Origin of the sequence: Streptomyces sp. Pv4-95 (assembly GCF_045782725.1) — a bacterium.
In the GTDB taxonomy this organism is placed as follows: Bacteria; Actinomycetota; Actinomycetes; order Streptomycetales; family Streptomycetaceae; genus Streptomyces.
In genome coordinates this window covers 1998605-2023148 of sequence record NZ_CP127172.1, presented here as the reverse complement: position 1 = coordinate 2023148, position 24544 = coordinate 1998605, and the positions used below count along the sequence as shown (strand labels likewise).

The 24544-nt window shown below is 71.3% G+C and carries 23 protein-coding genes; 8 read left to right on the top strand and 15 right to left on the bottom strand.

What is annotated here, in order from left to right; genetic code table 11:
* Nucleotides 1-498 precede the first annotated feature (498 nt).
* The 6 genes from QOM21_RS09100 to QOM21_RS09075 all read left to right on the top strand — a co-directional run bounded on the left by QOM21_RS09100 (nucleotide 499) and on the right by QOM21_RS09075 (nucleotide 7942).
* On the top strand, nucleotides 499-1440 hold the full coding sequence (locus QOM21_RS09100) for a carbohydrate ABC transporter permease (protein ID WP_407549245.1): 942 nt from the start codon (nucleotides 499-501) through the stop codon (nucleotides 1438-1440).
* On the top strand, nucleotides 1437-2369 hold the full coding sequence (locus QOM21_RS09095; RefSeq protein WP_407549244.1) for a carbohydrate ABC transporter permease: 933 nt from the start codon (nucleotides 1437-1439) through the stop codon (nucleotides 2367-2369). Before QOM21_RS09100 ends, QOM21_RS09095 begins: the two co-directional genes overlap by 4 nt.
* Complete coding sequence (locus QOM21_RS09090) at nucleotides 2369-3727, top strand: ABC transporter substrate-binding protein (protein WP_407549243.1); 1359 nt, start codon at nucleotides 2369-2371, stop codon at nucleotides 3725-3727. The genes QOM21_RS09095 and QOM21_RS09090 overlap by 1 nt, the downstream gene beginning before the upstream one ends.
* 567 nt (nucleotides 3728-4294) lie before the next feature.
* Entirely contained in the window at nucleotides 4295-5497 is a 1203-nt protein-coding gene (locus QOM21_RS09085) for a S8 family peptidase (protein ID WP_407549242.1), read from the top strand.
* Nucleotides 5498-5933: 436 nt separating this feature from the next.
* Complete coding sequence (locus tag QOM21_RS09080) at nucleotides 5934-7025, top strand: glycosyltransferase family 2 protein (protein ID WP_407549241.1); 1092 nt, start codon at nucleotides 5934-5936, stop codon at nucleotides 7023-7025.
* A 317-nt stretch (nucleotides 7026-7342) separates the two neighbouring features.
* Nucleotides 7343-7942 carry a hypothetical protein gene (locus QOM21_RS09075; protein ID WP_407549240.1) on the top strand — a complete coding sequence of 200 codons (600 nt, stop codon included), beginning with the start codon at nucleotides 7343-7345 and terminating at the stop codon, nucleotides 7940-7942.
* A gap of 66 nt (nucleotides 7943-8008) precedes the next feature.
* On the opposite strand, the gene QOM21_RS09070 is transcribed toward QOM21_RS09075, so the two are convergent.
* The 14 genes from QOM21_RS09070 to QOM21_RS09005 all read right to left on the bottom strand — a co-directional run bounded on the left by QOM21_RS09070 (nucleotide 8009) and on the right by QOM21_RS09005 (nucleotide 20593).
* Nucleotides 8009-8773 carry a sirohydrochlorin chelatase gene (locus tag QOM21_RS09070; protein ID WP_407549239.1) on the bottom strand — a complete coding sequence of 255 codons (765 nt, stop codon included), beginning with the start codon at nucleotides 8771-8773 and terminating at the stop codon, nucleotides 8009-8011.
* Nucleotides 8774-8775: 2 nt separating this feature from the next.
* Nucleotides 8776-9708 carry an ABC transporter permease gene (locus tag QOM21_RS09065; RefSeq protein ID WP_407549238.1) on the bottom strand — a complete coding sequence of 311 codons (933 nt, stop codon included), beginning with the start codon at nucleotides 9706-9708 and terminating at the stop codon, nucleotides 8776-8778.
* The gene (locus tag QOM21_RS09060; protein WP_407549237.1) at nucleotides 9695-10498 is read right to left on the bottom strand and encodes an ABC transporter ATP-binding protein; all 804 of its coding nucleotides are present in this window, start codon (nucleotides 10496-10498) and stop codon (nucleotides 9695-9697) included. The genes QOM21_RS09065 and QOM21_RS09060 overlap by 14 nt, the downstream gene beginning before the upstream one ends.
* 38 nt (nucleotides 10499-10536) lie before the next feature.
* Nucleotides 10537-11646, bottom strand: coding sequence for an aliphatic sulfonate ABC transporter substrate-binding protein (locus QOM21_RS09055; RefSeq protein ID WP_407549236.1), 1110 nt, complete (start codon nucleotides 11644-11646; stop codon nucleotides 10537-10539).
* 214 nt (nucleotides 11647-11860) lie between these two features.
* Complete coding sequence (locus QOM21_RS09050) at nucleotides 11861-13204, bottom strand: sulfate adenylyltransferase subunit 1 (protein WP_407549235.1); 1344 nt, start codon at nucleotides 13202-13204, stop codon at nucleotides 11861-11863.
* Between the two features lie 2 nt (nucleotides 13205-13206).
* The gene (gene cysD / locus QOM21_RS09045; RefSeq protein WP_407549234.1) at nucleotides 13207-14160 is read right to left on the bottom strand and encodes a sulfate adenylyltransferase subunit CysD; all 954 of its coding nucleotides are present in this window, start codon (nucleotides 14158-14160) and stop codon (nucleotides 13207-13209) included.
* On the bottom strand, nucleotides 14157-14690 hold the full coding sequence (cysC, locus tag QOM21_RS09040) for an adenylyl-sulfate kinase (RefSeq protein WP_407549233.1): 534 nt from the start codon (nucleotides 14688-14690) through the stop codon (nucleotides 14157-14159). Before cysC ends, cysD begins: the two co-directional genes overlap by 4 nt.
* A gap of 68 nt (nucleotides 14691-14758) precedes the next feature.
* Complete coding sequence (locus QOM21_RS09035) at nucleotides 14759-15448, bottom strand: phosphoadenylyl-sulfate reductase (protein ID WP_407549232.1); 690 nt, start codon at nucleotides 15446-15448, stop codon at nucleotides 14759-14761.
* Nucleotides 15445-15627 (bottom strand): hypothetical protein, encoded by a 183-nt coding sequence (locus QOM21_RS09030; RefSeq protein ID WP_393893581.1) that lies wholly within the window; start codon nucleotides 15625-15627, stop codon nucleotides 15445-15447. The genes QOM21_RS09035 and QOM21_RS09030 overlap by 4 nt, the downstream gene beginning before the upstream one ends.
* Nucleotides 15624-17321, bottom strand: coding sequence for a nitrite/sulfite reductase (locus tag QOM21_RS09025; RefSeq protein ID WP_407549231.1), 1698 nt, complete (start codon nucleotides 17319-17321; stop codon nucleotides 15624-15626). The genes QOM21_RS09030 and QOM21_RS09025 overlap by 4 nt, the downstream gene beginning before the upstream one ends.
* Nucleotides 17322-17501: 180 nt before the next feature.
* Complete coding sequence (locus tag QOM21_RS09020; protein WP_332328088.1) at nucleotides 17502-17585, bottom strand: putative leader peptide; 84 nt, start codon at nucleotides 17583-17585, stop codon at nucleotides 17502-17504.
* Nucleotides 17586-17677: 92 nt separating this feature from the next.
* On the bottom strand, nucleotides 17678-18271 hold the full coding sequence (locus QOM21_RS09015) for a GNAT family N-acetyltransferase (RefSeq protein ID WP_407549230.1): 594 nt from the start codon (nucleotides 18269-18271) through the stop codon (nucleotides 17678-17680).
* A gap of 142 nt (nucleotides 18272-18413) precedes the next feature.
* Nucleotides 18414-19082: a class F sortase gene (locus QOM21_RS09010; protein ID WP_407549229.1), complete on the bottom strand. Its 669-nt coding sequence runs from the start codon at nucleotides 19080-19082 to the stop codon at nucleotides 18414-18416.
* A 218-nt stretch (nucleotides 19083-19300) separates the two neighbouring features.
* Complete coding sequence (locus QOM21_RS09005) at nucleotides 19301-20593, bottom strand: GAF domain-containing protein (protein ID WP_407549228.1); 1293 nt, start codon at nucleotides 20591-20593, stop codon at nucleotides 19301-19303.
* Nucleotides 20594-20859: 266 nt separating this feature from the next.
* Between QOM21_RS09005 and QOM21_RS09000 the strand changes: the two genes are divergently transcribed.
* Nucleotides 20860-21276 (top strand): hypothetical protein, encoded by a 417-nt coding sequence (locus QOM21_RS09000; RefSeq protein WP_407549227.1) that lies wholly within the window; start codon nucleotides 20860-20862, stop codon nucleotides 21274-21276.
* A gap of 132 nt (nucleotides 21277-21408) precedes the next feature.
* On the opposite strand, the gene QOM21_RS08995 is transcribed toward QOM21_RS09000, so the two are convergent.
* The gene (locus QOM21_RS08995) at nucleotides 21409-23052 is read right to left on the bottom strand and encodes an acyl-CoA dehydrogenase family protein (protein WP_407549226.1); all 1644 of its coding nucleotides are present in this window, start codon (nucleotides 23050-23052) and stop codon (nucleotides 21409-21411) included.
* An 18-nt stretch (nucleotides 23053-23070) separates the two neighbouring features.
* On the opposite strand from QOM21_RS08995, the gene QOM21_RS08990 reads away from it, so the two are divergent.
* Nucleotides 23071-24369, top strand: coding sequence for a YihY/virulence factor BrkB family protein (locus QOM21_RS08990; RefSeq protein WP_407549225.1), 1299 nt, complete (start codon nucleotides 23071-23073; stop codon nucleotides 24367-24369).
* Nucleotides 24370-24544: the final 175 nt, after the last annotated feature.

Sequence of the window (24544 nt, the reverse complement as noted above, 5' to 3'; positions counted from 1 at the left end):
CCTCCTGCGGTGCGTGATCGCGACCAGTGTCGCAGGTCGGGGGAAGGCGCCCGGCGGGCAGATCCCGGTAGGGAAATCGGGCCGGAAGCTTGACTGCGGTCGCGGCCGTCACGACGATGACGGCGACCACCTGCGTCAATGTGCCTCCCGCGCGCGCAACGGGAGGGAACGGGAGCGACAACAGAGCACCACGGGGCGAGGCCCGGCCATGGCTGCCGGGAACGGGGGAAGGGGGAGACGCGAGGGGGACGGACGGGCTGACGCGCCACCTGTGTGCGTCGACCGCACCGACCGGGGGACGCCGACGACATGCCCCGGGCCGGGCACACCGGCCTCGGAACGTCACGCCCATGCCGCTGCCCACGCCTCGCCCATGGCCCTGCCGACCGCCGTACCCACGCTTCGTCGCAGGAGCCGAGACCGCCGTCCGCACTGAGCAGACCGGGGTGCCGCGTCGCGGGCGCCGGACCGAGCCGCGTCCCTGAAGGAGCCTCTGCCGTGACCCGAGCGACCGCGCCACAGCGGTCAACCGCAGCGGGCTCGCGCCGCGCCGCGGGACCACGCCGCGACCACGGCGCGTGGTTCCTGGTGCTTCCCGCGCTGATCCCGATCCTGGTGCTGAGCGTCGGACCGCTGCTGTACGGCATCGGCCTGGCGTTCACCGACGCGCAGTCGGGGCGGACCAGGCCCACCCAGTGGGTGGGGCTGCTGAACTTCTCCGACCTGTTCCAGGACTCCCTGTTCTGGGACTCCTTCCGGATCGGCCTGGTGTGGGCCGTCGGCGTCACCGTCCCGCAGTTCTTCCTCGCACTCGGTCTCGCGCTGCTGCTCAACCTGAATCTGCGGCTGCGCTGGCTGGCCCGCGCGCTCGCGATCGTGCCGTGGGCGATGCCCGAGGTCGTCATCGGCATCATGTGGCGGCTGGTCTACCACCCGGACGCCGGCATCCTGAACGAGACGCTGCGCAGCCTCGGCCTGGCCGGAGCGGCCGACGGACGGGACTGGCTCAGCGGTCTGGCGACGGCGCTGCCCGCGGTCATCGTCGTCGGCGTGTGGGCCGGTATGCCGCAGACGACCGTCTCGTTGCTGGCCGGCCTGCAGAACGTCCCGAACGAACTGCACGAGGCCGCGTCCATGGACGGTGCGGGCGCGTGGCGCCGCTTCCGCACGGTCACCTGGCCCGCCATCCGGCCGATCGCGCTCGCCGTCACCGCGCTCAACTTCATCTGGAACTTCAATTCCTTCGCCCTGGTCTACGTCCTGACCGATGGCGGGCCCGGCGGCCGGACCCGGCTGCCGATGCTCTTCGCGTACGAAGAGGCCTTCCGCTACGGGCAGTTCGGGTACGCCGCCACGATGGGCCTGGCGATGGTCGCGGTGATCTCGGTCCTGCTGGCCGTCTTCCTGGCCGGCCGGCTGAAGGGGGACGACCAGACATGAGCCGTGTCAGCCACGTGAGCGGACCACCGCAGCAGCCGGCCGGGGCGCCGTCACGGCCGGCCCCGGAGCGCCGCCCGGCCGGCCGGCGCCGGCCGACGATCAAACGCACCGCGGGCCGCACCGGACAGTACGCCGCGCTGCTGTGCTACCTCGTCTTCCTCGCCTTCCCCTTCCTCTGGCTGATCTCCACGGCCTTCAAGCCCCCGCGCGAGCTGGGCAGCATCCATCCGACGTGGATCCCCGAAGCGCCGACCCTGGAGAACTTCCGGCAGGCCTTCGCGCAGCAGCCGTTGCTGGAGGCGGCGGGCAACAGCCTGCTCGCGGCGGCCGTCTCGGCGGTGATCGCGATCGTGCTGGCGACCCCGATGGCGTACGTCCTGGCGCGCTACCGCAACCGCTTCGCGCGGGCGGCCACCGGCTGGGTCGTGATCAGCCAGGCGTTTCCGCTGGTGCTGGTGATCATCCCGTTGTTCCTGATCCTGAAGAACCTCCATCTCGTGGACTCCCGGATCGGTCTGGTCATGGTCTATGTGGTGTGGTCGCTGCCGTTCGCGCTGTGGATGCTGACCGGCTATGTCAGGGCCGTGCCGCCCGAGTTGGAGGAGGCCGCCGCGGTGGACGGCGCGGGCCGGGTCCGTACGCTCGTCTCGGTCACCGCGCCGCTGCTGGCACCGGGCATCATCGCCACCGCCCTGTTCGCCTTCATCACCGCCTGGAACGAGTTCTTCTTCGCCCTGGTCCTGCTCAAGTCGCCCGGAAAGCAGACACTGCCGGTGGTGCTGACCCACTTCCTCGGGGCGGAGGGCGTCGCCGATCTCGGTCCGCTCGCCGCCGCCGCACTCCTCGCCACGCTTCCCAGCCTGCTGCTGTTCGCCGTCATCCAGCGGCGGATCACCGGCGGAATGCTGGCCGGGGCGGTGAAAAGCTGATGCGCGACGACTCCGCGGCACCGGAGAGTTCCCCGCCGGCCGACCCCGGCCCGCGTCCGCCCGCCCGCTTCCCCCGGCGTGGCCTGCTCGTGGCGGGCGTCGCGCTGCCCGCCGCGGCGCTCCTGCCCGGCTGTTCCGACGACTCGCGGCGGGCGAAGGGCGGCCGGATCACCCTGCGCTTCCAGTCACTGGCCTGGCAGCAGGACTCCATCAAGGCCAACAAGCAGCTCGTCGCCGAGTGGAACGCGCGGCACCCGAAGGTCCAGGTGCAGTACGTCCAGGGCGCGTGGCCCACCGTCCACGACCAACTGCTCACCTCCTTCGAGGGCGGCGAGGCGCCGGACATCATCCACGACGCCTCCGACGACCTCGCGGACTTCGCCTACGGCGGCGACCTCGCCGATCTCACCACCTTGCTGCCCACCCGGCTGCGGCGGGACATCCCCCGGCACAGCTGGGAGATGGGGACGTTCGACGGCCGGATCCACGGCATCCCGTTCCTCCAGGAGCCGCGGGTCCTGATCGCGAACCGCACCCTCCTGCGCCGCTCCGGCGTCCGCATCCCCTCCCCTGAACATCCCTGGACCTGGGAGGAGTTCACGGACGCGGCCGAACAGCTGACCCGCGACGGCAAGTACGGCGTCGCCTGGCCGCTGAAGGAGCCGGTCTCCGCCACGCTCAACCTCTCCCTGTCCGCGGGCGGCCAGGTCTTCCACCGCCGCCCCGACGGCAAGGTGGAGGTGCGGTTCGACGCCGTGGACCAGGTGGTGCCGAGAGCCGTCCACGACCAGGTGAACGTCGACCACAGCGCGCCCCGCACGACCCTGGGGATGGGCGGCTCCGACACCCTGCCCGGCTTCTTCGCGGGACGCTACGCCATGGTGCCCCTGGGGTTCTCCTACCGTCAGCAGATCGCCCAGCAGGCGCCGGAGGGCTTCGACTGGACGGTGCTGCCCGCCCCCAAGGGCACCGCCCTGGACCAGGGCGTCAGCCCGCAGACGCTGTCGATCGCCGACGCCTGCCCGTACAAGGAGGAAGCGATGGCCTTCATCGACTTCCTCCTCCAGCCCTCGAACATGGTCCGGCTGGCGCTGGGGGACTGGATGCTGCCGACAGGTCGGGAGGCGTTGAAGGCCCCGGCGCTGCGGGTGTCCAAGTACGACTGGGCGACCGGTACCGCGCTGGCGGACTCCCTGCGGCCCGCACCTGCCCAGTCCGTCCGCGGCTACTCGGAATGGAAGGACAAGGTGGCCACACCCGGCCTCCAGGAGTACTACAGCGGCGCGATCGGCCTGGGCGAGCTGCGCAGGCGACTGGTCAGGGACGGAAATCTGGTGCTGGCTCGCTACCAGCGGTAGACGCGAAGGAAGTCGAGTCGGGCGCACGCCGAGTGCAAAGGAACGCGCCCGAGGCAGCCGCCCGTTCGGCCGAGCCGCACCGCACCCGACTGCCCGAGCCGCACCGCACCCGACTACCCGGGCCGCACCGGACCCGACCGCCCGGGCTGCACCGAACCGCGGTGAACCACAAACCCCCGCAGCGTGCTTCGCAGCCTCCTGACCGGGACCTCCGAAACTCCGGTCGGCCTCGCCCAATTACGTCCGCTCATTCCACGCCTCTTACGAGGCGCGAGCCTGACACATCAAATTCGGTAATCCCGCGCTCACTTCGCGTGACATCACCTTCTGTTGCACGAATGTAAAGGGAGTTGAGTCTTCCCGGTTCAACTTGGGCTGTTCGTTTGTCCAGTTCTGCGGCCCTTTGTAATTAAGCAATCTTGTTGTCTATGTCACACGGCCGGGCTGGCCTTGAATTGGACCCGTCAATCAGACAGGGTTTCGAGCCAGCTCGCGGAGATCTTCCGGTCCTCGCGGGCTATTGCGCAACGCTTTCCCCCCACACCACGAACGAGGAGAACCCTCGCAATGGCTCACAAGCGTTCCAGCAAGAAGCGGCTCGTTACGGCGATAACCGCCGCGGTCGCCGCCACCGGCATCGCGGCCGTCACCGCGGTCACCGCCGGCGCCGCTCCTGCCGAAGGCAAGATCTACGGTGCCGAGGCCAAGGGCGCCGTGAACGGCAGCTACATCGTCATGCTGAAGAAGTCGATCCGTACCGCCGAGAGCGGTGACCTCGCCGACAAGTACGGCGGCAAGGTCAAGCGGAACTACTCGTCGGCCATCGACGGCTTCTCGGCGACCGGTCTGAGCGAGGACGAGGCCAAGCAGCTCGCCGCGGACCCGGCCGTCGACAAGGTCGTCCAGAACAAGAAGTTCCACATCGACGGCACCCAGGACAACCCGCCGTCGTGGGGCCTGGACCGCATCGACCAGGCGGACACCGAGGGCGACAAGAAGTACAACTACCCCGACAGCGCGGGTGAGGGCGTCACCGCCTACGTCATCGACACCGGAGTCCGCACCACGCACAAGGACTTCGAGGGTCGCGCCGCCTCCGGCTTCGACGCCGTCGACGGCGACGAGGACGCCACGGACGGCAACGGGCACGGCACGCACGTCGCGGGCACCATCGCCGGTGCGAAGCACGGCGTGGCCAAGAAGGCCAAGATCGTGGCCGTCCGCGTGCTGGACGACCAGGGCTCCGGCACCACCGAGCAGGTCGTCGCCGGCATCGACTGGGTGACCAAGAACCACAAGGGCCCGTCGGTCGCCAACATGTCCCTCGGTGGCGGCGCGGACGAGGCGCTCGACGCGGCCGTGCAGAAGGCGATCGCCGCCGGTGTCACCTTCGCGGTCGCGGCCGGCAACGAGTCCAGCGACGCCGGCCAGGGCTCGCCGTCGCGGGTGAAGGAGGCCATCACGGTCGCCTCCAGCACCAACAAGGACGAGCAGTCCGACTTCTCCAACTTCGGCAGCGTCGTGGACCTCTACGCTCCCGGCTCCGACATCACGTCGGACTGGAACGACAGCGACGACGGCACGAAGACGATCTCCGGTACGTCCATGGCCACCCCGCACGTCGTGGGTGCCGCCGCGGTCTACCTGGCCGGCCACAAGGACGCCACCCCCGAGCAGGTCTCCAAGGCCCTGACCGAGGGCGCCACCGCCGACAAGATCACCAACCCGAGCGAGGGCACGCCCAACAAGCTGCTCAAGGTCGTCGAGTAACAAGAGACGCAACACCGCAGCACCACACGCCGGCCGCCGCGCTCGCCCCCACGGGGCGCGGCGGCCGGCGTCGTTGTGCGTGAACCGGGCGAGAGCCGTGGATGAGCCGGCCGAGAGCCGTGTGAGGAGTCGGACGCGAGCAGTCTCCTCGAACCCCCGACCTGCGCCAACTCCCGTGAGCTCCCCTGCCTCAACTCTGTTTTCTCCAGGCCCCGGTGACGCACCGTGGGGGGTGCGTGCGACTGCACCCCCTGCCTGCTCCTCCCTCACTTATCCACAGGAGGCGGCCTCCGGAACCGTCTTCGCGCGGACCCCACTACGTTCGGTGACATGCACGGAGGACTGCCGTTCATCGGCATCAGCACTCTCGTCTACGGCGTGATCGGACTGATCGCTGTCGTAGCCGCCGCGTTCCGCACCACAGGGGGAGTTCAGCATGCACACCGTCACCGTCATCGTGCCCGCTCACAACGAGGAGGAAGGGCTGCCGGCCACCCTGCGGTCCCTCGCGGCGCAAACCGTCCCGCCTGACCGCATCCTGGTCGTGGACGACGCATCCACCGACCGTACGGGCGAGGTAGCGGCATCACACGGCGTAACCGTTCTCCGTCCGCCGGACAACCTCGGCAGCAAGGCCAAGGCGCAGAACTACGCTCTGCCGCTCTGTACCACCGACCTCGTGCTGGCCGTCGACGCGGACACCGTCCTCGCGCCCGACTACATCGAAACCGTCCTCCCCGTCTTCGACGATCCCCGGGTATCCGTCGCCGCCGGCACGGTCCGCACCCGCCGTACCCACACGATCTGGGAACGCGGCCGGTCCACCGAGTACCTCTTCGGCTTTCATTGGCATCGCCCCATCCAGGCCCGCGCCAACAGCCCCATGGTCTGCTCGGGTTGCTGCTCCGTCTTCCGCCGCGACGATCTGGTCTCCTTCGGCGGCTTCCCCGAACGCACCATCGTCGAGGACATGGACTACACCTGGTCCCAGCAGATCGCGGGCAGAAAGGCGGTCTACGTCTCCGACGCCGTCGCCCTGGCAGCCGACCCGGAGGACCTCACCTATCTGCGCAAACAGGTCTGGCGCTGGATGGCCGGCTTCTGCCAGAACGTGCGCCTGCACCTCGGAAGGCTGATCACCCACAAGCCCCTGCTCGCCCTCTGGGTTCTGCTCGCCCTCCTGGAGATCCTCACCGCGCCCCTCTGGTGGGCGACGCCGTTCGTCGCCGCCGCGACAACGGATCAGCCGCTCCCGATCGTCCTCGTCTGGTGGGCCGGAGCCGAACTTCTCCTGACGACACCACCCCTGATCTATGCGGCCCGCCGACGCAAACTCCCGGTCGGCACCGTCTTGTTGAACATCCCGTGCGTCTACGCCACCAAGGCCGTCAACCTCGTCTACGCCTGGAAGGCCCTCATCGTGGAACTGCTTCTCGTCCCGCTCCACCTGTCGCGCGGCCTCACGGTCTACGAGAAGGGCCGAGCCGACTTCCGACCAACCCGAGCAGCGCTCACCGGGACGGGCTGAACCGCAGCCCGGTCACCTCTCGACAAGAGCGTGGAACGGCTTGATGCGCGGCGGAGCGGCCGGCCGTGTAGAGGAAGGGAGGCTGAGCGGCTGTCGGTCTCGGCGTCGTAGCCGATGGGCGGCCAGGCAGGCCGGGTCAGGCCAGGCATGGTCAGGCCGGATCGGCAGCGCCGAGTGCCGTACGGGGCGATGGGCCCCCACCATCGCCCGTACGGATCCGCCGACTGCCGAGTCCTCCCACACGCGAGGACAGTGCAGGCTGACGGTCCACCGCGACAGGCCAGGACGCAGGGCAGGGCCATGTGGGAGGTTTGAGTGTGACCGAATCAGGAGGGGACGGCCGGCGGCATCTCGACTCGCGCCACCGCTTGTCCGCGTACTCGGACCTCATTCATGTCCTGTGCCCCGGATGTGGCGGGCGAGCCGTCGTCGTACCGAGGCCCGACCTGCCGGAGCTGCGCTACTGGACGGAAATGCACTTCCGGCCGCGACGCCTGGTGTGCCAACTCTGCGGCACGACAAAGGAATGGACCGCTGAGCGCAAGGGCAACGCGCTGATCGCGGCGACGCTCGGCGGCCCCGACGATCCGTTCTTCGAGCAGCCTCTGTGGTTGCAGACACCCTGCTGCAACGAGCTGCTGTGGGCCTACAACGGCCGTCATGTCGACGTACTCGAGGCGTACGTGGCCGCCCGCCTTCGCGAACGTGCCGGATACCCGGCCATGAGTATGCTCGACCGGCTGCCGGCCTGGATGAAGTCGGCCCGCAACCGCACGGAGGTTCTCAGGGGGTTGCAGCGTCTGCGGAGCCGGCTTGAACTGAGTGCGCCGAACGACCGGCCCGACGCCGCGAACCCTCGCCCGGGAGGCGCCGGCGCCCGCCCGGTGCGGGCTTCGTATCTCCGGCCTCCCTACTGATGCGGCCTCCGACCACGGCATCCCTGCGCGCGTGGGCAACACCCGGAGCCCGTCGCCCCGGGACCCTCAGGCAACCAGCGTCGGCAGGCCCTGCCGGGAGCTGAGGGACTGGTCGTAGCGGCGCAGGAGGAGGTGGGCCAGCTCGGGGGCTGGGCCGAGGACGGGGGCGAGGACGTCGGCGTCGGCTTCGTGGGCACCGGCGGCGATCCGGTCGGGCAGGAAGCCGGGGGCTATGACGTAGGGCGCGACGGCCACCCGGTCGACGCCCTCGGCCCGCAGCGCCCGCACGGCGTCCGCCGTGCGGGGAAGAGATGCGGAGGCGAACGCAGGTCGCACGGCACACCAACCAGCGGTGCGCCGCCACTCCCGCGCGGTTTCAGCGATCACTGCGATCGCCTCCGGGTCACTGGAGCCCGCCGAGGCCAGTACGACCCCGGTCGAGCGGCGGTCGCCGGGGCGTACCCCGGCTTCCTCCAGCCGGCGCTCCAACGCGGCGGTCAGGAGGGAGGAGGGGCCGAGGACCTCGGCCTGGTGGACGGCGAGCCGCGGCAGCCGGGACACGGCCTCCCGCAGCGCCGCGGGGATGTCGGACTTCGCGTGGAAGGCCCGGGTCAGGAGGAGCGGCAGGGCCACCACGTCCCGCTCACCCTCGGCCGACAGACGCTCCAGCACGCGGGGCACGCTCGGCGCGTTGAAGTCGAGATAGCCGACCTCGACACGCAGCCCCGGCCGCAGCGCCCGGACCCGCGCGCAGAGCGCGGAGACGGTCGCCGCGTGCCGCGGGTCGCGGCTGCCGTGGGCGATGACGAGGAGAGTGGGGCGGGCAGACATGGTCAGCTCTTCACGAGGAGGCCGCGGCTGCGCAGCACCCGCCGCTCGATCGGGGCGAAGATCAGCAGTTCGATGCCGATCCCGACGATGAGGATCAGCAGGATCGCGGACAGCACCCAGGACATGTCCTGGAACTCGCGGCCCTGCTCCAGGAGCTGGCCGAGGCCGGTGCCCAGTTCGGGTGCGTTGACGATGAGTTCGGCGGCCATCAGGGAGCGCCAGGAGAACGCCCAGCCCTGCTTGAGGCCGGCGATGTAGCCGGGCAGCGCGGCAGGCAGCAGGACGTGCCGTACTCCGGCGAGACCGGTCGCGCCGATGGTGCGGCCCGCCCGCAGGTAGAGGGGCGAGATCTGGTCGACGCCGGCGACGAGCCCGTTGGCGATGGAGGGGACCGCGCCGAGCAGCACCACGGCGTAGATCGTGGCGTCGCTCAGGCCGAACCAGATGATCGCGGCCGGGACCCAGGCGACGGACGGCAGGGACTGCAGACCGCTCAGGATCGGCCCGATCGCGGCCCGGACGACCTTCACCCGGGCGACGATCAGCCCGAGCACCGTACCGATGACGACCGAGGCGAGGAAGCCGAGGGCGCCGCGGGAGATGCTGGTCCAGACGTAGCTCAGCAGCGTGCCCTCGAGCCACTTGTCCTGCAGCGACCGGCCCACCTCGATGGGGCTCGGGAGCAGGTAGTGCTCCTTGAGCTCGAAGTGGTAGGCGAGCTGCCACAGCCCGAGGACGATGGCGATGGCGATGACGGGCGGCAACGCCTTCGAGCCGAGGGTGCGCAGCCAAGGCTGCCGGTCGACGACCCTCGATTCCAGGGCGTCCAGTCCGGCCTCCAGACCTGCCAGATCGTTGGCGGAGTCACCACCGGCGGAAGCCCCGTCGCCGGGCCTTCCGGTGCCGGACCGGTCCTTGGTCTCAGTGCTGGCCATGTCGGCGGATCTCCCCACGGAGCTGTTCGGTGATCTCGACGGAAAGGTCGGCGACGGCGGCGTCCTCGATGCGGCGCGGCTGCGGGATGTCCACCTGCCATTCGCGGGCGATCCGGCCCGGGCGGGAGGACAGCAGGACGACGCGCTCCGCGAGCCGTACGGCCTCGCGGACGTTGTGGGTGACGAAGAGGACCGACAGGTTGGTCTCCCGCCAGATACGGGTCAGCTCGTCGTGCAGGACGTCGCGGGTGATGGCGTCGAGCGCGGCGAACGGCTCGTCCATCAGCAGCAGCTGGCTGTCCTGGGCGAGCGCGCGGGCCATCGCGACGCGCTGGCGCATGCCGCCCGACAGCTCGTGCACCCGCTTGCCGTGGGCGCCCTTGAGGCGGACGAGTTCGAGCAGCCGCTCGGCCTCGTCGCGGCGCTCCGCGCGCGGCACGCCGCGCAGCCGCAGCGCCAGTTCGATGTTGCGGCCCGCCGTCAGCCACGGGAAGAGCGCGTGCTCCTGGAACATCAGGGCGGGCCGGCCGCCGGGCGTCTCGATGCTGCCGGCGGACGGCGCGTCGAGCCCGGCCACCAGGTTGAGCAGGGTGGACTTGCCGCAGCCCGAGGCCCCCAGGAGGCAGACGAACTCGCCCGGCGCGACATCGATCCTGATGTCGTCCAGCACGTGCTGCTGCGCGCCGGGACGGCCGAACGACTTCGAGACATGGTCGATGCGAGCGGCGTACGGCACGGTGGTGCCGGTGTCCGCCGTGGCGGGCTGCTTGGTGAGCGTGGTGGTCGTCATCGGTGTCACCTCCTGGGGACTGCGGTGCTGGGGCGGGACTACTTGCTGCCGAGACCGGCGTCGTCGACCGGCTGCTTGCCCTCGGACTTGAGCACCTTGTTGAGCAGCGTGAGGTCGTAGATGCCCTTGAGGTCGGGCTTCTTCAGCAGGCCGGCCTTGACGGCGTGATCCGCTTCCTCCTGGAGGGTGGCGGCCAGCGGGTCGTCGGTGAGGTCGACGTTCTTGAACGCCGGGTCGATGACCTCGCCGGGCAGCGACTTGCCGGAGATGGTGGGGTCGGCGAGCTTGTCGTTGAGCGCCTTCTTCGCCGCGGCCGGGTTGGACCTGATCCAGTCGTTGGTCTTCACCGAGCCGCGCAGCACCGCCTCGACGGCCTTGGGGTGCTCCTTGAGGAACTTCTGCGAGACGATCACGTTCGTGATGACGAACTTGCCGTCCTTCCACAGCTTCTTCTCGTCCAGCAGCGTCTTACCGCCCTCGGCGACCAGCTTGGAGGCGGTGGGCTCGGGGACCCAGGCCGCGTCGATGCTGCCCTGCTGGAAGGCGGTCGGCGTCACCTTGTTCTCGGTGCGCTGGACGGTGACGTCACCCCTGCCGGTGGTGGCGTCGACCTTGTAGCCCTTGTCGGCCAGGTAGTTCAGCAGCGCGACGTCCTGGGTGTTGCCCAGCTGCGGGGTCGCGATCGTCTTGCCCTTGAGATCGTCCAGGCTCTTGATCTTCTTGGGGTTGACCACGAGCGAGACGCCGCCCGAGGCGGAACCGGAGATGATCTTCAGGCTCTTGCCGTGCGACTTGACGTAGCCGTTGATCGCGGGCGAGGGGCCGATCCAACCGATGTCGATGGCGCCCGAGTTGAGGGCCTCGATCTCCGCGGGGCCGGCGTTGAAGACGGAGGACTTCACCGCCGTCCCGCCCAGTTCCTTCTGGAACAGGCCCTTCTGGATGCCGACCAGCGGAGTGGCGTGCGTGGTGTTGCCGAAGAAACCGAGCTTGACTTCGTCGAGCCCGTCGGTCTTCGCGCCCTTGGGGGCGATGTCGGCCGCGGTGTCTTTCTTGGCCTGGGAGCCGTAGCCGCAGGCGCCCAGCGCACCTATCAGGAGCGGGACGGTGGCGGCGGCCGCCAAAAGGCGGAAACGAACGGCAGACACGGGAGGTGTTCCTCTCGGAGGGCCGGGTCGGTTGGCGCCCCTCTAGGGCGCGCCCGGCAGTTCAGTGGATCTTCGGAAAGGGGGTGTGGGGGGCACGGAGTCCAGCATCGTCAGCGCACACATCGGCCGACTCCGCCCTGGCCGCTCCCGAGGGCGCCGCTGCCGATGCGGCCGCCCTCCTTCGCGAAGGTCGAGAACATGTCCTTGAGCATGATCAGAAGTCCCATCCCTCGTCGTCCGCCTCGGTGGGCGCGGCGACCTCCGCGGCCGCCTCGGCGAAGGCGGTGCCCGCCATGCCCGCGGTCAGCGTCGTACCGTCCGCCGGGTCGATCAGCAGGAAGGAGCCGGTGCGGCGGGAGTCGGCGTAGGCGTCCAGGGCCAGCGGCTCGGCCGTGCGCACGACGATCCGGCCGATGTCGTTGGCGACCAGCTCGCCCGGTGCCGGGTGCTGGGAGAGGTCGTCCAGGGTCAGGCGCGACGGGATGTCCTTGACGATCGCCTTGACCGTGCGGGTGGTGTGCTTGAGCAGCACCCGGTCGCCGACCTTCAGCGGACGGTCCGCCACGTGGCAGATGGTCGCCTCGATGTCCTGGGTCGCGCTCGGCGCCGAGGCGGTGGGGGCGATCAGGTCACCGCGGGAGATGTCGAGGTCGTCGGCGAGCCGCACGGTCACCGACTGCGGCGCCCAGGCGACGTCCACGGCCTGGCCCAGCGCGTCGATCGCCTCGATGGTGCTCGTACGGCCGGAGGGCAGGACGGTCACGGCGTCGCCGACGCGCAGTACGCCGGAGGAGATCTGGCCGGCGTAGCCGCGGTAGTCGGGGTGCTCCGCGGTCTGCGGGCGGATGACGTACTGGACCGGGAAGCGGCCCGGGTCGTCCGAGGGGTCGGCGACGACGGGCACCGTCTCCAGGTGCTCCAGCACGGTCGGGCCGCCGTACCAGTCCATGTTCGCGGACGCGGTCACGACGTTGTCGCCGGCCAGCGCGGAGATCGGGATGGCGGTGATCTCCGGGACGCCCAGCGACGCGGCGTAGGTGGTGAACTCCTCGGCGATGGCGGCGAAGACGGGCTCGGCGTAGTCGACGAGGTCCATCTTGTTGACGGCCAGCACCACGTGCGGGACGCGCAGCAGCGCGGCGACCGCGGCGTGCCGGCGGGTCTGCTCGACCACGCCGTTGCGCGCGTCGACCAGCACCACGGCCAGCTCGGCGGTGGAGGCGCCGGTGACCATGTTGCGGGTGTACTGCACGTGCCCGGGGGTGTCGGCGAGGATGAAGCGGCGCCGCGGGGTGGCGAAGTAGCGGTAGGCCACGTCGATGGTGATGCCCTGCTCGCGCTCGGCGCGCAGCCCGTCGGTCAGCAGCGCCAGGTCGGGCGCCTCCTGTCCGCGGTTGCGGGAGGCGTGCTCGACGGCCTCCAGCTGGTCGGTGAGCACCGACTTGGAGTCGTGCAGCAGCCGGCCGACCAGGGTCGACTTGCCGTCGTCGACGGAGCCGGCGGTGGCGAAACGCAGCAGCGAGGTGGCGCCCGCGTCAACGGTGTTGATCGTGGTCATGGTTAGAAGTACCCCTCGCGCTTACGGTCCTCCATGGCGGCTTCGGACATCTTGTCGTCGGCCCGGGTCGCGCCCCGCTCGGTGAGCCGGGAGGCGGCGATCTCCGTGATGACGGCCTCGATGGTGTCGGCGCCGGAGTCGACGGCACCGGTGCAGGACATGTCGCCGACCGTGCGGTAGCGCACCTGCCGGGTCTCCAGGCTCTCGCCGTCCTTGGGGCCGCCCCACTCACCGGGCGCCAGCCACATGCCGCTGCGGGCGAAGACCTCGCGCTCGTGGGCGTAGTAGATGGCGGGCAGTTCGATCTTCTCGCGGGCGATGTACTGCCACACGTCCAGCTCGGTCCAGTTGGACAGCGGGAAGACGCGGACGTGCTCGCCGGGCGAGTGCTTGCCGTTGTAGAGCTGCCACAGCTCGGGCCGCTGCCGGCGCGGGTCCCAGCCGCCGAACTCGTCGCGCAGCGAGAAGACCCGCTCCTTGGCGCGCGCCTTCTCCTCGTCCCGGCGGCCGCCGCCGAAGACCGCGTCGAAGCGGTTCTTCTCGATGGCGTCCAGCAGCGGGACGGTCTGCAGCGGGTTGCGGGTGCCGTCGGGGCGCTCGCGCAGTTCACCGCGGTCGATGAAGTCCTGCACGGAGGCGACGTGCAGCCGCAGGCCGTGCCGCTCGACCGTACGGTCGCGGTAGTCGAGGACCTCGGGGAAGTTGTGACCGGTGTCGACGTGCAGCAGCGAGAACGGCACCGCGGCCGGCGCGAACGCCTTCAGCGCGAGGTGCAGCATGACGATGGAGTCCTTGCCGCCGGAGAAGAGGATCACCGGCCGCTCGAACTCGCCCGCGACCTCGCGGAAGATGTGGACGCCCTCGGACTCCAGGGCGTCGAGGTGCGACAACGCGTAGGGGCTGTCGTCGCCCCCGGGGTCGCCGCCGGTCTGGTTCAGAACGGTCGCGGTCGTCACGCCAGTCCCCTTTCGACGAGCAGCGCGTGGAGCGCGGCTGCGGACTCCTGCACGGTCTGGGTGTGCGACTCGATGCGCAGGTCGGGCGATTCGGGCTGCTCGTAGGGGTCGTCCACACCGGTCAGACCGGAGATCTCACCGGCCGCCTGCTTGGCGTACAGCCCCTTCACATCGCGCTCGGAGCACACCTCGACCGGCGTGGCCACGTGCACCTCCAGATACGCGCTGCCCTCGGTCTGGTGGCGCTTGCGGACCGCCTCGCGGGAATCGGCGTACGGCGCGATCACCGGCACCAGGGCGGTGACGCCGTTGCTCGCCAGCAGTTCGGCCACGAAGCCGATCCGCTGGACGTTGGTGTGCCGGTCGGCTCGGGTGAAGCCGAGGCCGGCGGAGAGGAACTCGCGGATCTCGTCACCGTCCAGGACCTCGACCCGGCGGCCCTCGCCGCGCAGCCGCTCCGCCAGGGCGTGGGCGATCGTGGTCTTGCCCGCGCTCGGCAGTCCGGTCAGCCACACCGTGGCGCCCGTCATCGATATCTCCTGAACATCCGCAGGGTCCTGAATCTCGCGGGTGCTCCGACGGCTCTGCAGCTCGGCCATCAGTGCAGCCCGCACTCGGTCTTGTTGCTGCCGGCCCACCGGCCGGCCCGTGCGTCCTCGCCCTCCAGCACCCGGCGGGTGCAGGGCGCGCAGCCGACGGAGGCGTAGCCGTCCATCAGCAGGGGGTTGGTGAGGACGCCGTGCTCGTTGACGTAGGCGTCCACGTCGTCCTGCGTCCAGCGGGCGATCGGCGAGATCTTGACCTTCCGGCGCTTGGGATCCCAGCCGACGACCGGGGTGTTGGCGCGGGTCGGGGACTCGTCGCGGCGCAGCCCGGTCGCCCACGCGTCATACGCGGTCAGACCCTCTTCGAGGGGCTGGACCTTGCGCAGCGCGCAGCACAGGTCCGGGTTGCGGTCGTGCAGCTTCGGGCCGTGCTCGGCGTCCTGCTCGGCCACGGTCCGACGGGGCGTGAGCGTGATGACGTTGACGTCCATCACCTCCGCCACCGCGTCCCGGGTGCCGAGGGTCTCCGGGAAGTGGTAGCCGGTGTCGAGGAACACCACGTCCACGCCCGGGACGGCGCGCGAGGCGAGGTGGGCGACGACCGCGTCCTCCATCGAGGAGGTGACGCAGAACCGGTTGCCGAAGGTCTCGCCGGCCCAGGTGAGGATGTCCAGCGCGCTGGCGTCCTCCAGATCACGGCCCGCGTGTTCGGCGAGCTGCGGCAGATCGGTGGCAGTGGTCACGACGCACCTCCATCAGGTGAAGTGGCGTTGGACAGGCCCTGGGAGAGCAGGCCGAGGAACTTCAGCCGGAACGCCCGGCTGCAGGCGCGGCATTCCCACGCCCCGTGCCCTTCCTCGGAAGGGCGCAGGTCCTCGTCCCCGCAGTACGGGCAGTAGAACGGCGCGGCGCGTTCGCTCACTTCAGCGCACCCTCTTCCGCGCGGGCCGCCCAGGTGGCGAACCGCTCGCCGTCCGTGCGCTGCTCCTGGTAGTTGCGCAGCACCCGCTCGACGTAGTCGGGGAGTCCGTCGGCGGTGACCTTCAGACCGCGGACCTTGCGGCCGAAGCCGGGCTCCAGGCCCAGCGCGCCGCCCAGGTGCACCTGGTAGCCCTCGACCTGGTTGCCGTCGTCGTCCAGCACCAGCTGGCCCTTGAGGCCGATGTCCGCGGTCTGGATGCGGGCGCAGGCGTTCGGGCAGCCGTTGAGGTTGATGGTGAGCGGCTCGTCGAACTCCGGCAGGCGGCGCTCCAGTTCGTCGATCAGGGCGGAGCCGCGGCCCTTGGTCTCGACGATGGCCAGCTTGCAGAACTCGATGCCGGTGCAGGCCATGGTGCCGCGCCGGAACGGCGAGGGGTTGACCTGGAAGTCCAGTGCCTCAAGGGCGGCGACCAGCGAGTCGACCTGGTCCTGCTCGACGTCGAGGATGATCATCTTCTGCTCGACGGTGGTCCGCAGCCGGTCCGAGCCGTGCCGGGCGGCCACCTCCGCGATCTTGGTGAGGGTGGCGCCGTCCACGCGGCCGACGCGCGGGGCGAAGCCCACGTAGAAGCGGCCGTCCTGCTGCTGGTGCACGCCGACGTGGTCACGCCAGCGCTGTACGGGCTCGGCCGGCGCCGGGCCGTCGACGAGCTTGCGCTCCAGGTACTCGTCCTCCAGCACCTGGCGGAACTTCTCCGGACCCCAGTCGGCCATCAGGAACTTCAGGCGGGCGCGGGTGCGCAGCCGCCGGTAGCCGTAGTCCCGGAAGATGCCGACCACACCGGCCCAGACGTCGGCGACCTCGTCCAGCGGCACCCAGGTGCCAAGACGCTGCGCGAGCTTGGGGTTGGTGGACAGGCCGCCGCCGACCCAGAGGTCGAAGCCGGGGCCGTGCTCGGGGTGCTCGACACCGACGAAGGCCACGTCGTTGATCTCGTGGACCACATCCTGGACAGGAGAGCCGGAGATCGCGGTCTTGAACTTGCGCGGCAGGTTGGAGAACTCCTTGCTGCCGATGTAGCGCTCGTGGATCTCGTCCACGGCCGGGGTGCCGTCGATGATCTCGTCGGCGGCGATACCGGCGACCGGGGAGCCGATGATCACACGCGGGCAGTCGCCGCACGCCTCGGTCGTGGACAGCCCCACGGCCTCCAGCTTCTCCCAGATGGCGGGCACGTCCTCGATGCGGATCCAGTGCAGCTGGATGTTCTGCCGGTCGGTGACGTCGGCGGTGCCGCGCGCGTACTGCTCGGAGACCTCGCCGATGGCGCGCAGCTGCGCCACGCTCAGCCGGCCTCCGTCGACGCGCACGCGCAGCATGAAGTACTTGTCCTCCAGCTCCTCCGGCTCCAGGATCGCGGTCTTGCCGCCGTCGATCCCGGGCTTGCGCTGGGTGTAGAGCCCCCACCAACGCATCCGGCCGCGCAGGTCGTTGGGGTCGATCGAGTCGAAGCCCCGCTTGGAGTAGATCGTCTCAATGCGTGTCCGCACATTGAGACCGTCGTCGTCCTTCTTGAACTGCTCGTTGCCGTTGAGGGGCGTGTAGTGACCAACGGCCCACTGGCCCTCGCCGCGGTGGCGTCCGGCCTTGCGGCGGGTCGTGGCGGCGGCGGGTCGGTCCGGGGTGGCGGCCATGGGTGTACGTCCTTCTGGGCGGCTCAAGGGGTCCTGGCGTGGCGGGTGCACCCGCGATGACCTGTGCAGACACACCAAAGTGCGGCGCGCGGTGACGCGTCGGGGTGCCCTGCGGGGGTCGGGGGTGTCAGCGCGTCCGCAGCGATGGGGACGGCGCGAGATACGGCGGTGCTGAGACTGTCAGCCCGCCGGACAGATGGCGCTGGACATGCGGCCGAGGTCGACGTGCCGCCGACTCACCAAGACAATTCCAGCTCTGGACATGACGGAAGCGTGTCATGAGGCTCTCCGGCCAGTCCACCGTTATCCAGGATTTGGACACCGTGGTCCCGGATGCTGAGATGGTGTGGTGCTGGTCACTCCGCGGCGACGTGTGTGGTCGGGCCGGCGTCCGGCCAGGGGCCCGGCGTCCGTACGTCGGGCTCCTCGGTCAGCGTCGTGTCGTACAGGCGGAAGCCGCGCCGCTCGTAGTTGGCCAGGGCGTGCGGGCCGTCCTTGCTGCAGGTGTGCACCCACACCCGACGCGTCGGCGCGCGCTCCGGCCACCGTTCGGCGAGGTCCCACGCCCGCGCCGTCCCTTGGGCGAGCAGGTGGCCGCCGATCCGGCGGCCGCGGAAGGCCGGCAGGAGGCCGAAGTAGCTGATCTCCACCACGCCCTCCGGGTGGGCGTCCAGCTCGATGAACCCGGCCGGGGTGCCGTGCTCGTAGGCCACCCAGGTCTCCACGCCCGGCCGGCCCAGGAAATCCGCCCACTGTGCGTACGGCCAGGGCAGCCGGTCGGCCCACCGGACGTCCCCGCCGACCGCCGTGTAGAGGAAGCGGCTGAATTCGGGCGACGGCGTCTCGGCCCTGACGATACGGACGTCCTGCTCCGCGGACGGAGCCTTGGCGGGGATGAGGTCCGCGCCGGAGGTCTGTTCGAGGTACCAGGTGGTGACCGGGGTGCTCATGCGCTCAGCACACCACACGGGTGTCACGGGCCGGTACCCCGCCCGATCGGTGAGACGGACCGCTCATGGGGGCCGGGTGCCGCCGGCCGGGGGCCCAGGAGGCCGCGGCGCGCCCGCCGGCGGGCGCCTGGGGGGCAGCTCTCTAGGCGACCGCCGTCATCCGCGCGAAGACCACCACGTTGCCCGCGTAGCCCGCGTTCGCGGAGTAGCCGCCTCCACAGGTCAGTACGCGCAGCTCGGGGCGTCCGGTGCTGCCGTAGACCTCCTCGGTGGGGAAGGAGTCCTTGGCGAAGACCCGGACGCCGTAGACCTCGAAGATCGCGGTGCGGCCGTCCTTGCGGGTCACCCGGACCGTGTGGCCCTTTTTCAGGGCGCCCAGGCCGTAGAAGACCGCGGGGCCGCTGAAATTGTCGACATGCCCGACGACGATCGCCGTGCCGTTCTCACCCGGCGCCGGGCCGCCCCGGTACCAGCCGGCCAGATCGGGGTCCTCGGCCGGCGGGGCGGCGACCCAGCCGTCCTTGTCCAGGCCCAGGGGGACCATCGGGGCGGACACCTTGATCGCGGGGATGGTCACCCGGGCGGCGGCGGAGCGCGGCAGGGGCGGCGGGCCGGAGGCGTCGCGGGGGCCGGCGGCCGGGGAGAGGGAGGTGGCGGCACCTCCCGGCTGCGGCGGCCCGTCGGCCTGGTCCGACAGCCCGTAACGCACCATGGCGAAGCCGGTCAGGCCGACCAGCGCGAGCACCCCCCAGTTGGGGCGGCGCGGGGCGGCCGGCGCATCCCGTTCCTCCGGTGGGCCCGTCAGGCTCATCGCATTCCTCCCGTGATCGCGCGCCCCCTGCGCGTACGGTTCGCAGTCGGCACGCTAGGCGCGCGCCGGTACGGCTGCGACAGCAGACGGCTGAACGGGTGGGGCCGCCGATGGCAGGGGGCTGCCCCCGCGGCCGGCCAGGGACCAGGCCGCTCCACATCACGGAACGCCGGTCCATCTGCTGGGACGGTGGAGCGGCGCCCGAAGGGCCGCGGCCCTCAACCCCGCCGGGCCGCCAGCACCGCGGGAGCCGTCGACTGCGGCAGCAGTCGGCCGGGCAGGGCAGGTAGCCGCAGCTCCACCTCGACCCCGTCCGCGAAGCGGTACGGCCGGTGGGAGAGGATCCCCGCGAGATGCCGGCGCAGCCGCGACAGCTCGGCGCGTACCGTGACGGCGCGGCCCCCGTCGCCGAACAGGTCCCGGGCGAGTTCCGCGGCGCTGCGCCCCTCCGGATGCGCGGCGAGGACGAACAGTAACTCGGCGTGGCGCGGCGTCAGTTCGTGCGACCAGTCGCCCACGGGACCGCTGACGGTGAGCGTCGTACCGTCCCGGCCGCTGAGGTCCAGCAGGACCCGGCCCGGCCCCGGGGACGGCTCCTGCTGCCGCCCGATCCGGATCAGCCAGCCGCCCGGCAGCGGCTCCAGCGCGCACATGCCGTAGCGCGGCAGCCACAAAGGCCCCGCCTCCGGCGCCTTCGGCAGCGCCACCCTGTCCGGCGGGCTGATGCCGGTGACTCCCGCGACCCAGCCGTGGGGGTCGACGGCCAGCGCCCGCCCGCCGAGCCGCGCCAGCACCGGCGCCGCACTGGACCGCAGCCGTTCCAGGGCGCCGTGGTGCCGGGTGCGCAGCTCGCCCTCGGCCAGGCGGGCGACGGCGGAGACCAGCGGCAGCGTCGTGGGGTGGAAGGACGGCGCCGGGCCGCTGACGTCGACGGTGCCCAGCAGGCGCCCGTCGCGCGGGTCGTGCAGCGGTGCGGCGGCGCACGTCCACTGGTGATGGCTGCGCACGAAGTGCTCGGCCGAATGCACCAGCACCGGGCGGCGGGCCACCAGCGCGGTGCCGATGGCGTTGGTGCCGACGACGTCCTCCGTCCAGTCGGCGCCCTTGCCGAAGCCGAGCCGGTCGGCCATCCGCCGGATCGGCGCGCACCCCTCACGCCACAGCACCCGCCCCTCGGCGTCGGTGACGACCATGATCTGCTGCGCGGCGTGGGCGGCCGCGAGCAGCCCGTCGTGCAGGACCGGCAGCACCGCTGTGAGCTGCGAATTGTGCCGTCGGTGCTCCAGCTCGGCCACGGAGAGGGGCTGCTGATCGGCGTCGCGGTCCGGGTCCACCCCCGACCCCAGCGCCCGGAGCCAGGACTCGCCGATGAGCGGGCGCGGCGCGTCGGAGGGCGGGTCGAGATGGGAGGCGCCCGAGAGCGTGGCCTCTCGTACCGAGGCGAGGCGGCGGGCGGTTTCGCGGATCTCCTGGGCCGACCAGATGGCGCTGTCGATCGGTCTGTCCTTCACGCTGCTCTCCGATGCGCGCTGTCGCCTGGGTCCTGCCCATCGTGCCGTCACCTGGTGTTCTCCGGTGGGCCAATGCGTGGATCCGGTGCAACGAAGTGCAACCGTTGTGGCCTATGACGCACCGGGGGAATCTGGTCCGAGCGGCCGCTGCCCGGCCCGATGTCGGTGGTGTCGCCGGTCATCTGCCGCGGAACGACGTGGACGGGGCGGGCCGGGGATCGCGTCCGCCGCGTGGCTCGCCGGCACGGCGCAGGAGGGGGAGCTCCATGGTGGCCACCGCGCCGCGTGTCGTGGTGATCGGCGCGCAGGAAGGAGTGCGCCTCGCCCGCGCCTCCCGTCTGGCCGGCCACTACGGCCTTCCCCGCATCGCGGCGGTCGACGTGCTGGCGGGACGCCGGCTGCTGCCCGAGGACGGCTACGTCATCGACGGCGCGCCGCAGCTGCTCGACCGGGTGGCGGGCGTCGGCGGTCTGCTGCCCGCGCTGGCCTTCGCCGACATCGTGGTGCACCTGCGGGACGCCACCCGCAGCGAAGGACGCGAGGCATCCCGCGTCCTGGGCTACTACGAGGCCCGCGGGGTGCTGGTCGGCTTCTGCCAGGAGACGCCCGTCGGCGACATCATCGTGGCCGTCGAGGCGGCGCTGCGCGGACGTACCGCCGCGGATCCGCCGCGATGGCCCTGAGACCGGGAGCGGCGCCGAGTCGGCGCGGCACCGCTCCCTGACCGGTACGGCGGCGGTAACCCCTGTCCCCGTCCCCCTGAGGGGCGGGGAGCCGCCGCCGTACCGGCGCCCACCCCGTGGCGCCCGGCCCGGTCAGCCGTCGACGACCGGCCGGGCCCGCTCCACGATCGCCGCGAGATCCAGCGTGTGCGGCAGCGTCCCGAACGCGGCTCCCGCGTCACCGCCGAGCCGGGACGCGCAGAACGCGTCGGCGACCTCGACCGGCGCGAAGCGCACCAGCAGGGAGCCCTGCAGCACCGTCGCCATCCGCTCCACGACCCGCCGGGCCCGCGCCTCGATCCCTTCCAGATCGGCCAGTTCGGTCAGCAGCCCCTTGATCGCGCGATCCAGCCGATGGTCCGCGCCCCGGGCGGTGCCGATCTCCGTCAGGAAGGCGTTCAGCGCGGCGGGCTCCCGCTGCAACGCCCGCAGGGCGTCGAGGGCCTGGACGTTCCCCGAGCCCTCCCAGATCGAGTTCAGCGGTGCCTCGCGCAGCAGCCGCGGCATCCCCGACTCCTCGACGTAGCCGTTGCCGCCCAGGCACTCCAGCGCCTCGGCGGCCAGCGGCGCGCACCGCTTGGTCACCCAGTACTTGGCGGCCGGCACGGCGAGCCGCAGAAAGTTCCGGTCCTGCTCGCTGTCCCCGTCGTACGCGGCCGCCAGCCGCAGTGCCAGCGTCGTCGCCGCCTCCGACTCCAGCGCCAGGTCCGCCAGCACATTGCGCATCAGCGGCTTGTCGATCAGGGGGCTGCCGAACGCCTCCCGATGCGCGGTGTGGTGCACCGCCTGCGCGACCGCCTGCCGCATCACCGCTGCCGCCCCGGTGACGCAGTCCAGCCGGGTCGCGGCGACCATCTCGATGATCGTCGCCACCCCGCGCCCTTCCTCGCCGACCCGGCGCGCCCAGCTCCGCCCGTCGAACTCGATCTCGGCGGAGGCGTTCGAGCGGTTGCCGAGCTTGTCCTTGAGCCGCTGGATCCGGAAGGAGTTACGGGTGCCGTCCGGCAGCACCCGGGGCAGCAGGAAGCAGGTGAGTCCTCCCGGCGCCTGGGCGAGCACCAGGAAGATGTCCGACATCGGCGCCGAGCAGAACCACTTGTGTCCGGTCAGGGCGTACTCACCGGCCGCGGCGAGCGGCTCGGCACGGGTGGTGTTGGCCCGTACGTCGCTGCCGCCCTGCTTCTCCGTCATCGCCATTCCGGCCAGCGCGCCCGTCTTCTCGGCGGGCGGCCGCAGCTCCTGCTCGTACACCCGCGAGGTCAGCCGCGGCTCCCACTCGGCGGCCAGCTCGGGGTCGGTGCGCAGGGCGGGGACGGCCGCGTGGGTCATCGACACCGGGCAGCCGTGCCCCGCCTCGGCCTGGGACCACACCAGGAACCCCGCGGTCCGCCGGACGTGGCCGTCCGGCCGGGTCCACGCGGCGGTGAGGCCCGTGGTGACGGCGTGGCCCAGCAGCCGGTGCCAGGACGGGTGGAACTCCACCTCGTCGATGCGGTGACCGTAGCGGTCGTGGGTGCGCAGGACGGGCGGATGGGAGTTGGCCTGCTCGCCCCACTGCTGCGCGTGCGCGGAGCCGGCCGCCTGCCCGAGGGTGCGCAATTCACCCCGCACCTCGCCGAGGCGGGCGTCGGCTACATATCGGGCCACGCCCTCGGTGAGCGCATTGTCGGACGTGAAGACGTCATATCCGACCAGCGGCGGGGGCTGGTTGGTGACCGTGTGAGTGGTGGCTGCCATGGCAGCTACGGTAAGGAGGTGCAGCCGGCAAACGAACCAACCGAGCGGCCCGCGGGCCGTTTGACCAGGGCCCGCGTCCTCTACCGCAACGTCTCCAAGCGTCGGCTGGCCTGGTTGCTGCTCAAGGACACCGTCAACTCCTGCATGCAGTACCGCGTCACCGGCCTGGCCGCCGAGGCGGCGTTCTTCTGCCTGCTGTCGCTGCCGCCGCTGCTCCTCGGGCTCATCGGCCTGCTGGGCTACATGGAGCCGTGGATCGGCCACGACACCATCGACACCATCCGGCAGAACATCCTCGGCGCCTCCGCCACCGTGCTGTCCGACAAGGGCGTCGCGGAGATCGCCAAGCCGCTGCTGGACGATGTCTTCACCGGCCGCCGCCCGGACGTGATCTCCCTCGGCTTCGCCATCGCCCTGTGGTCCGGTTCCCGGGCGCTGAACGTCTTCGTCGACACCATCACGATCATGTACGGCCTGGATGGCCGGCGCGGCATCGTCAGGACCCGCCTGCTCGCCTTCGTGCTCTACCTCGCGGCGCTCGTCGTCGGCGCGATCGCGCTGCCGCTGATGGTCGCGGGACCCGACACGGTCGTCAGCTGGATGCCGGCCAGTGAGGACATCATCCGGGCGCTGTACTGGCCGGTGGTGCTGATCCTCTCGGTCGCCTTCCTCACCACGCTCTATCACGTGTCCGTGCCGGTCCGTTCGCCCTGGCCGGAGGACATTCCGGGGGCGGTGGCCGCGCTCGGCATGTGGGTGTTCGGCAGCTTCCTCCTGCGGATCTACCTCACCGAGACGGTCGAGGGGCCGACGGTTTACGGGTCGCTGGCCGCGCCGGTCGCCGTCCTGCTGTGGATCGGGGTCTCCGCCTTCGCGGTGCTGGTGGGGGCGGCGATGAACGCGGCGCTCGACCGCGTCTGGCCGTCGGTGGCCACGGCCGCCGGGCGGGCGGAGAAGGAGCGCCGGGTGCGGGAGCAGGCGGCGCAGCGGGCGACGGCCGACGCGGAGTCGGCGGGGGAGCCCGGTGTGGGGGAGTGGGGTGCGGGGCTCGCCGGGGCTCATGAGAGCGACGGGGCGTACGGGGAAGGCAGGGACGACTCGGGCGACGGGAACGACCGGGACCGTGCGGCCGGCGGGGGCGTGGTCGACGGGGGCGGGGCCGGCGGTGGCGCGGGGCGCGGACCCGGTGGCGCGGGCGGCTGTGGGGGTCGCGGTGAAGCCGGGCCGCCTTCCGAATTCCCCGAGCGCAGGGCGCAGTTCCTGCCGCCGGGAGATGTGCGGTCCCGGCTGCACCCGCAGCGCCGGCACGGCGGCTGAGCCGAACTGAACGCGACGGCCGGGAGGCAGGGCCGTCGGCCGTAGGTGTGCGCGAGCCATTGACAGCCCCGGGACTCGGGCAGATGATCCTTGCCACCATCGCGCGAACGAAAGTTCACCACGCGAACATCTCGTGGAATTTCCGCGCTCTCCGCCGGGTCATCGCGAATCCGAG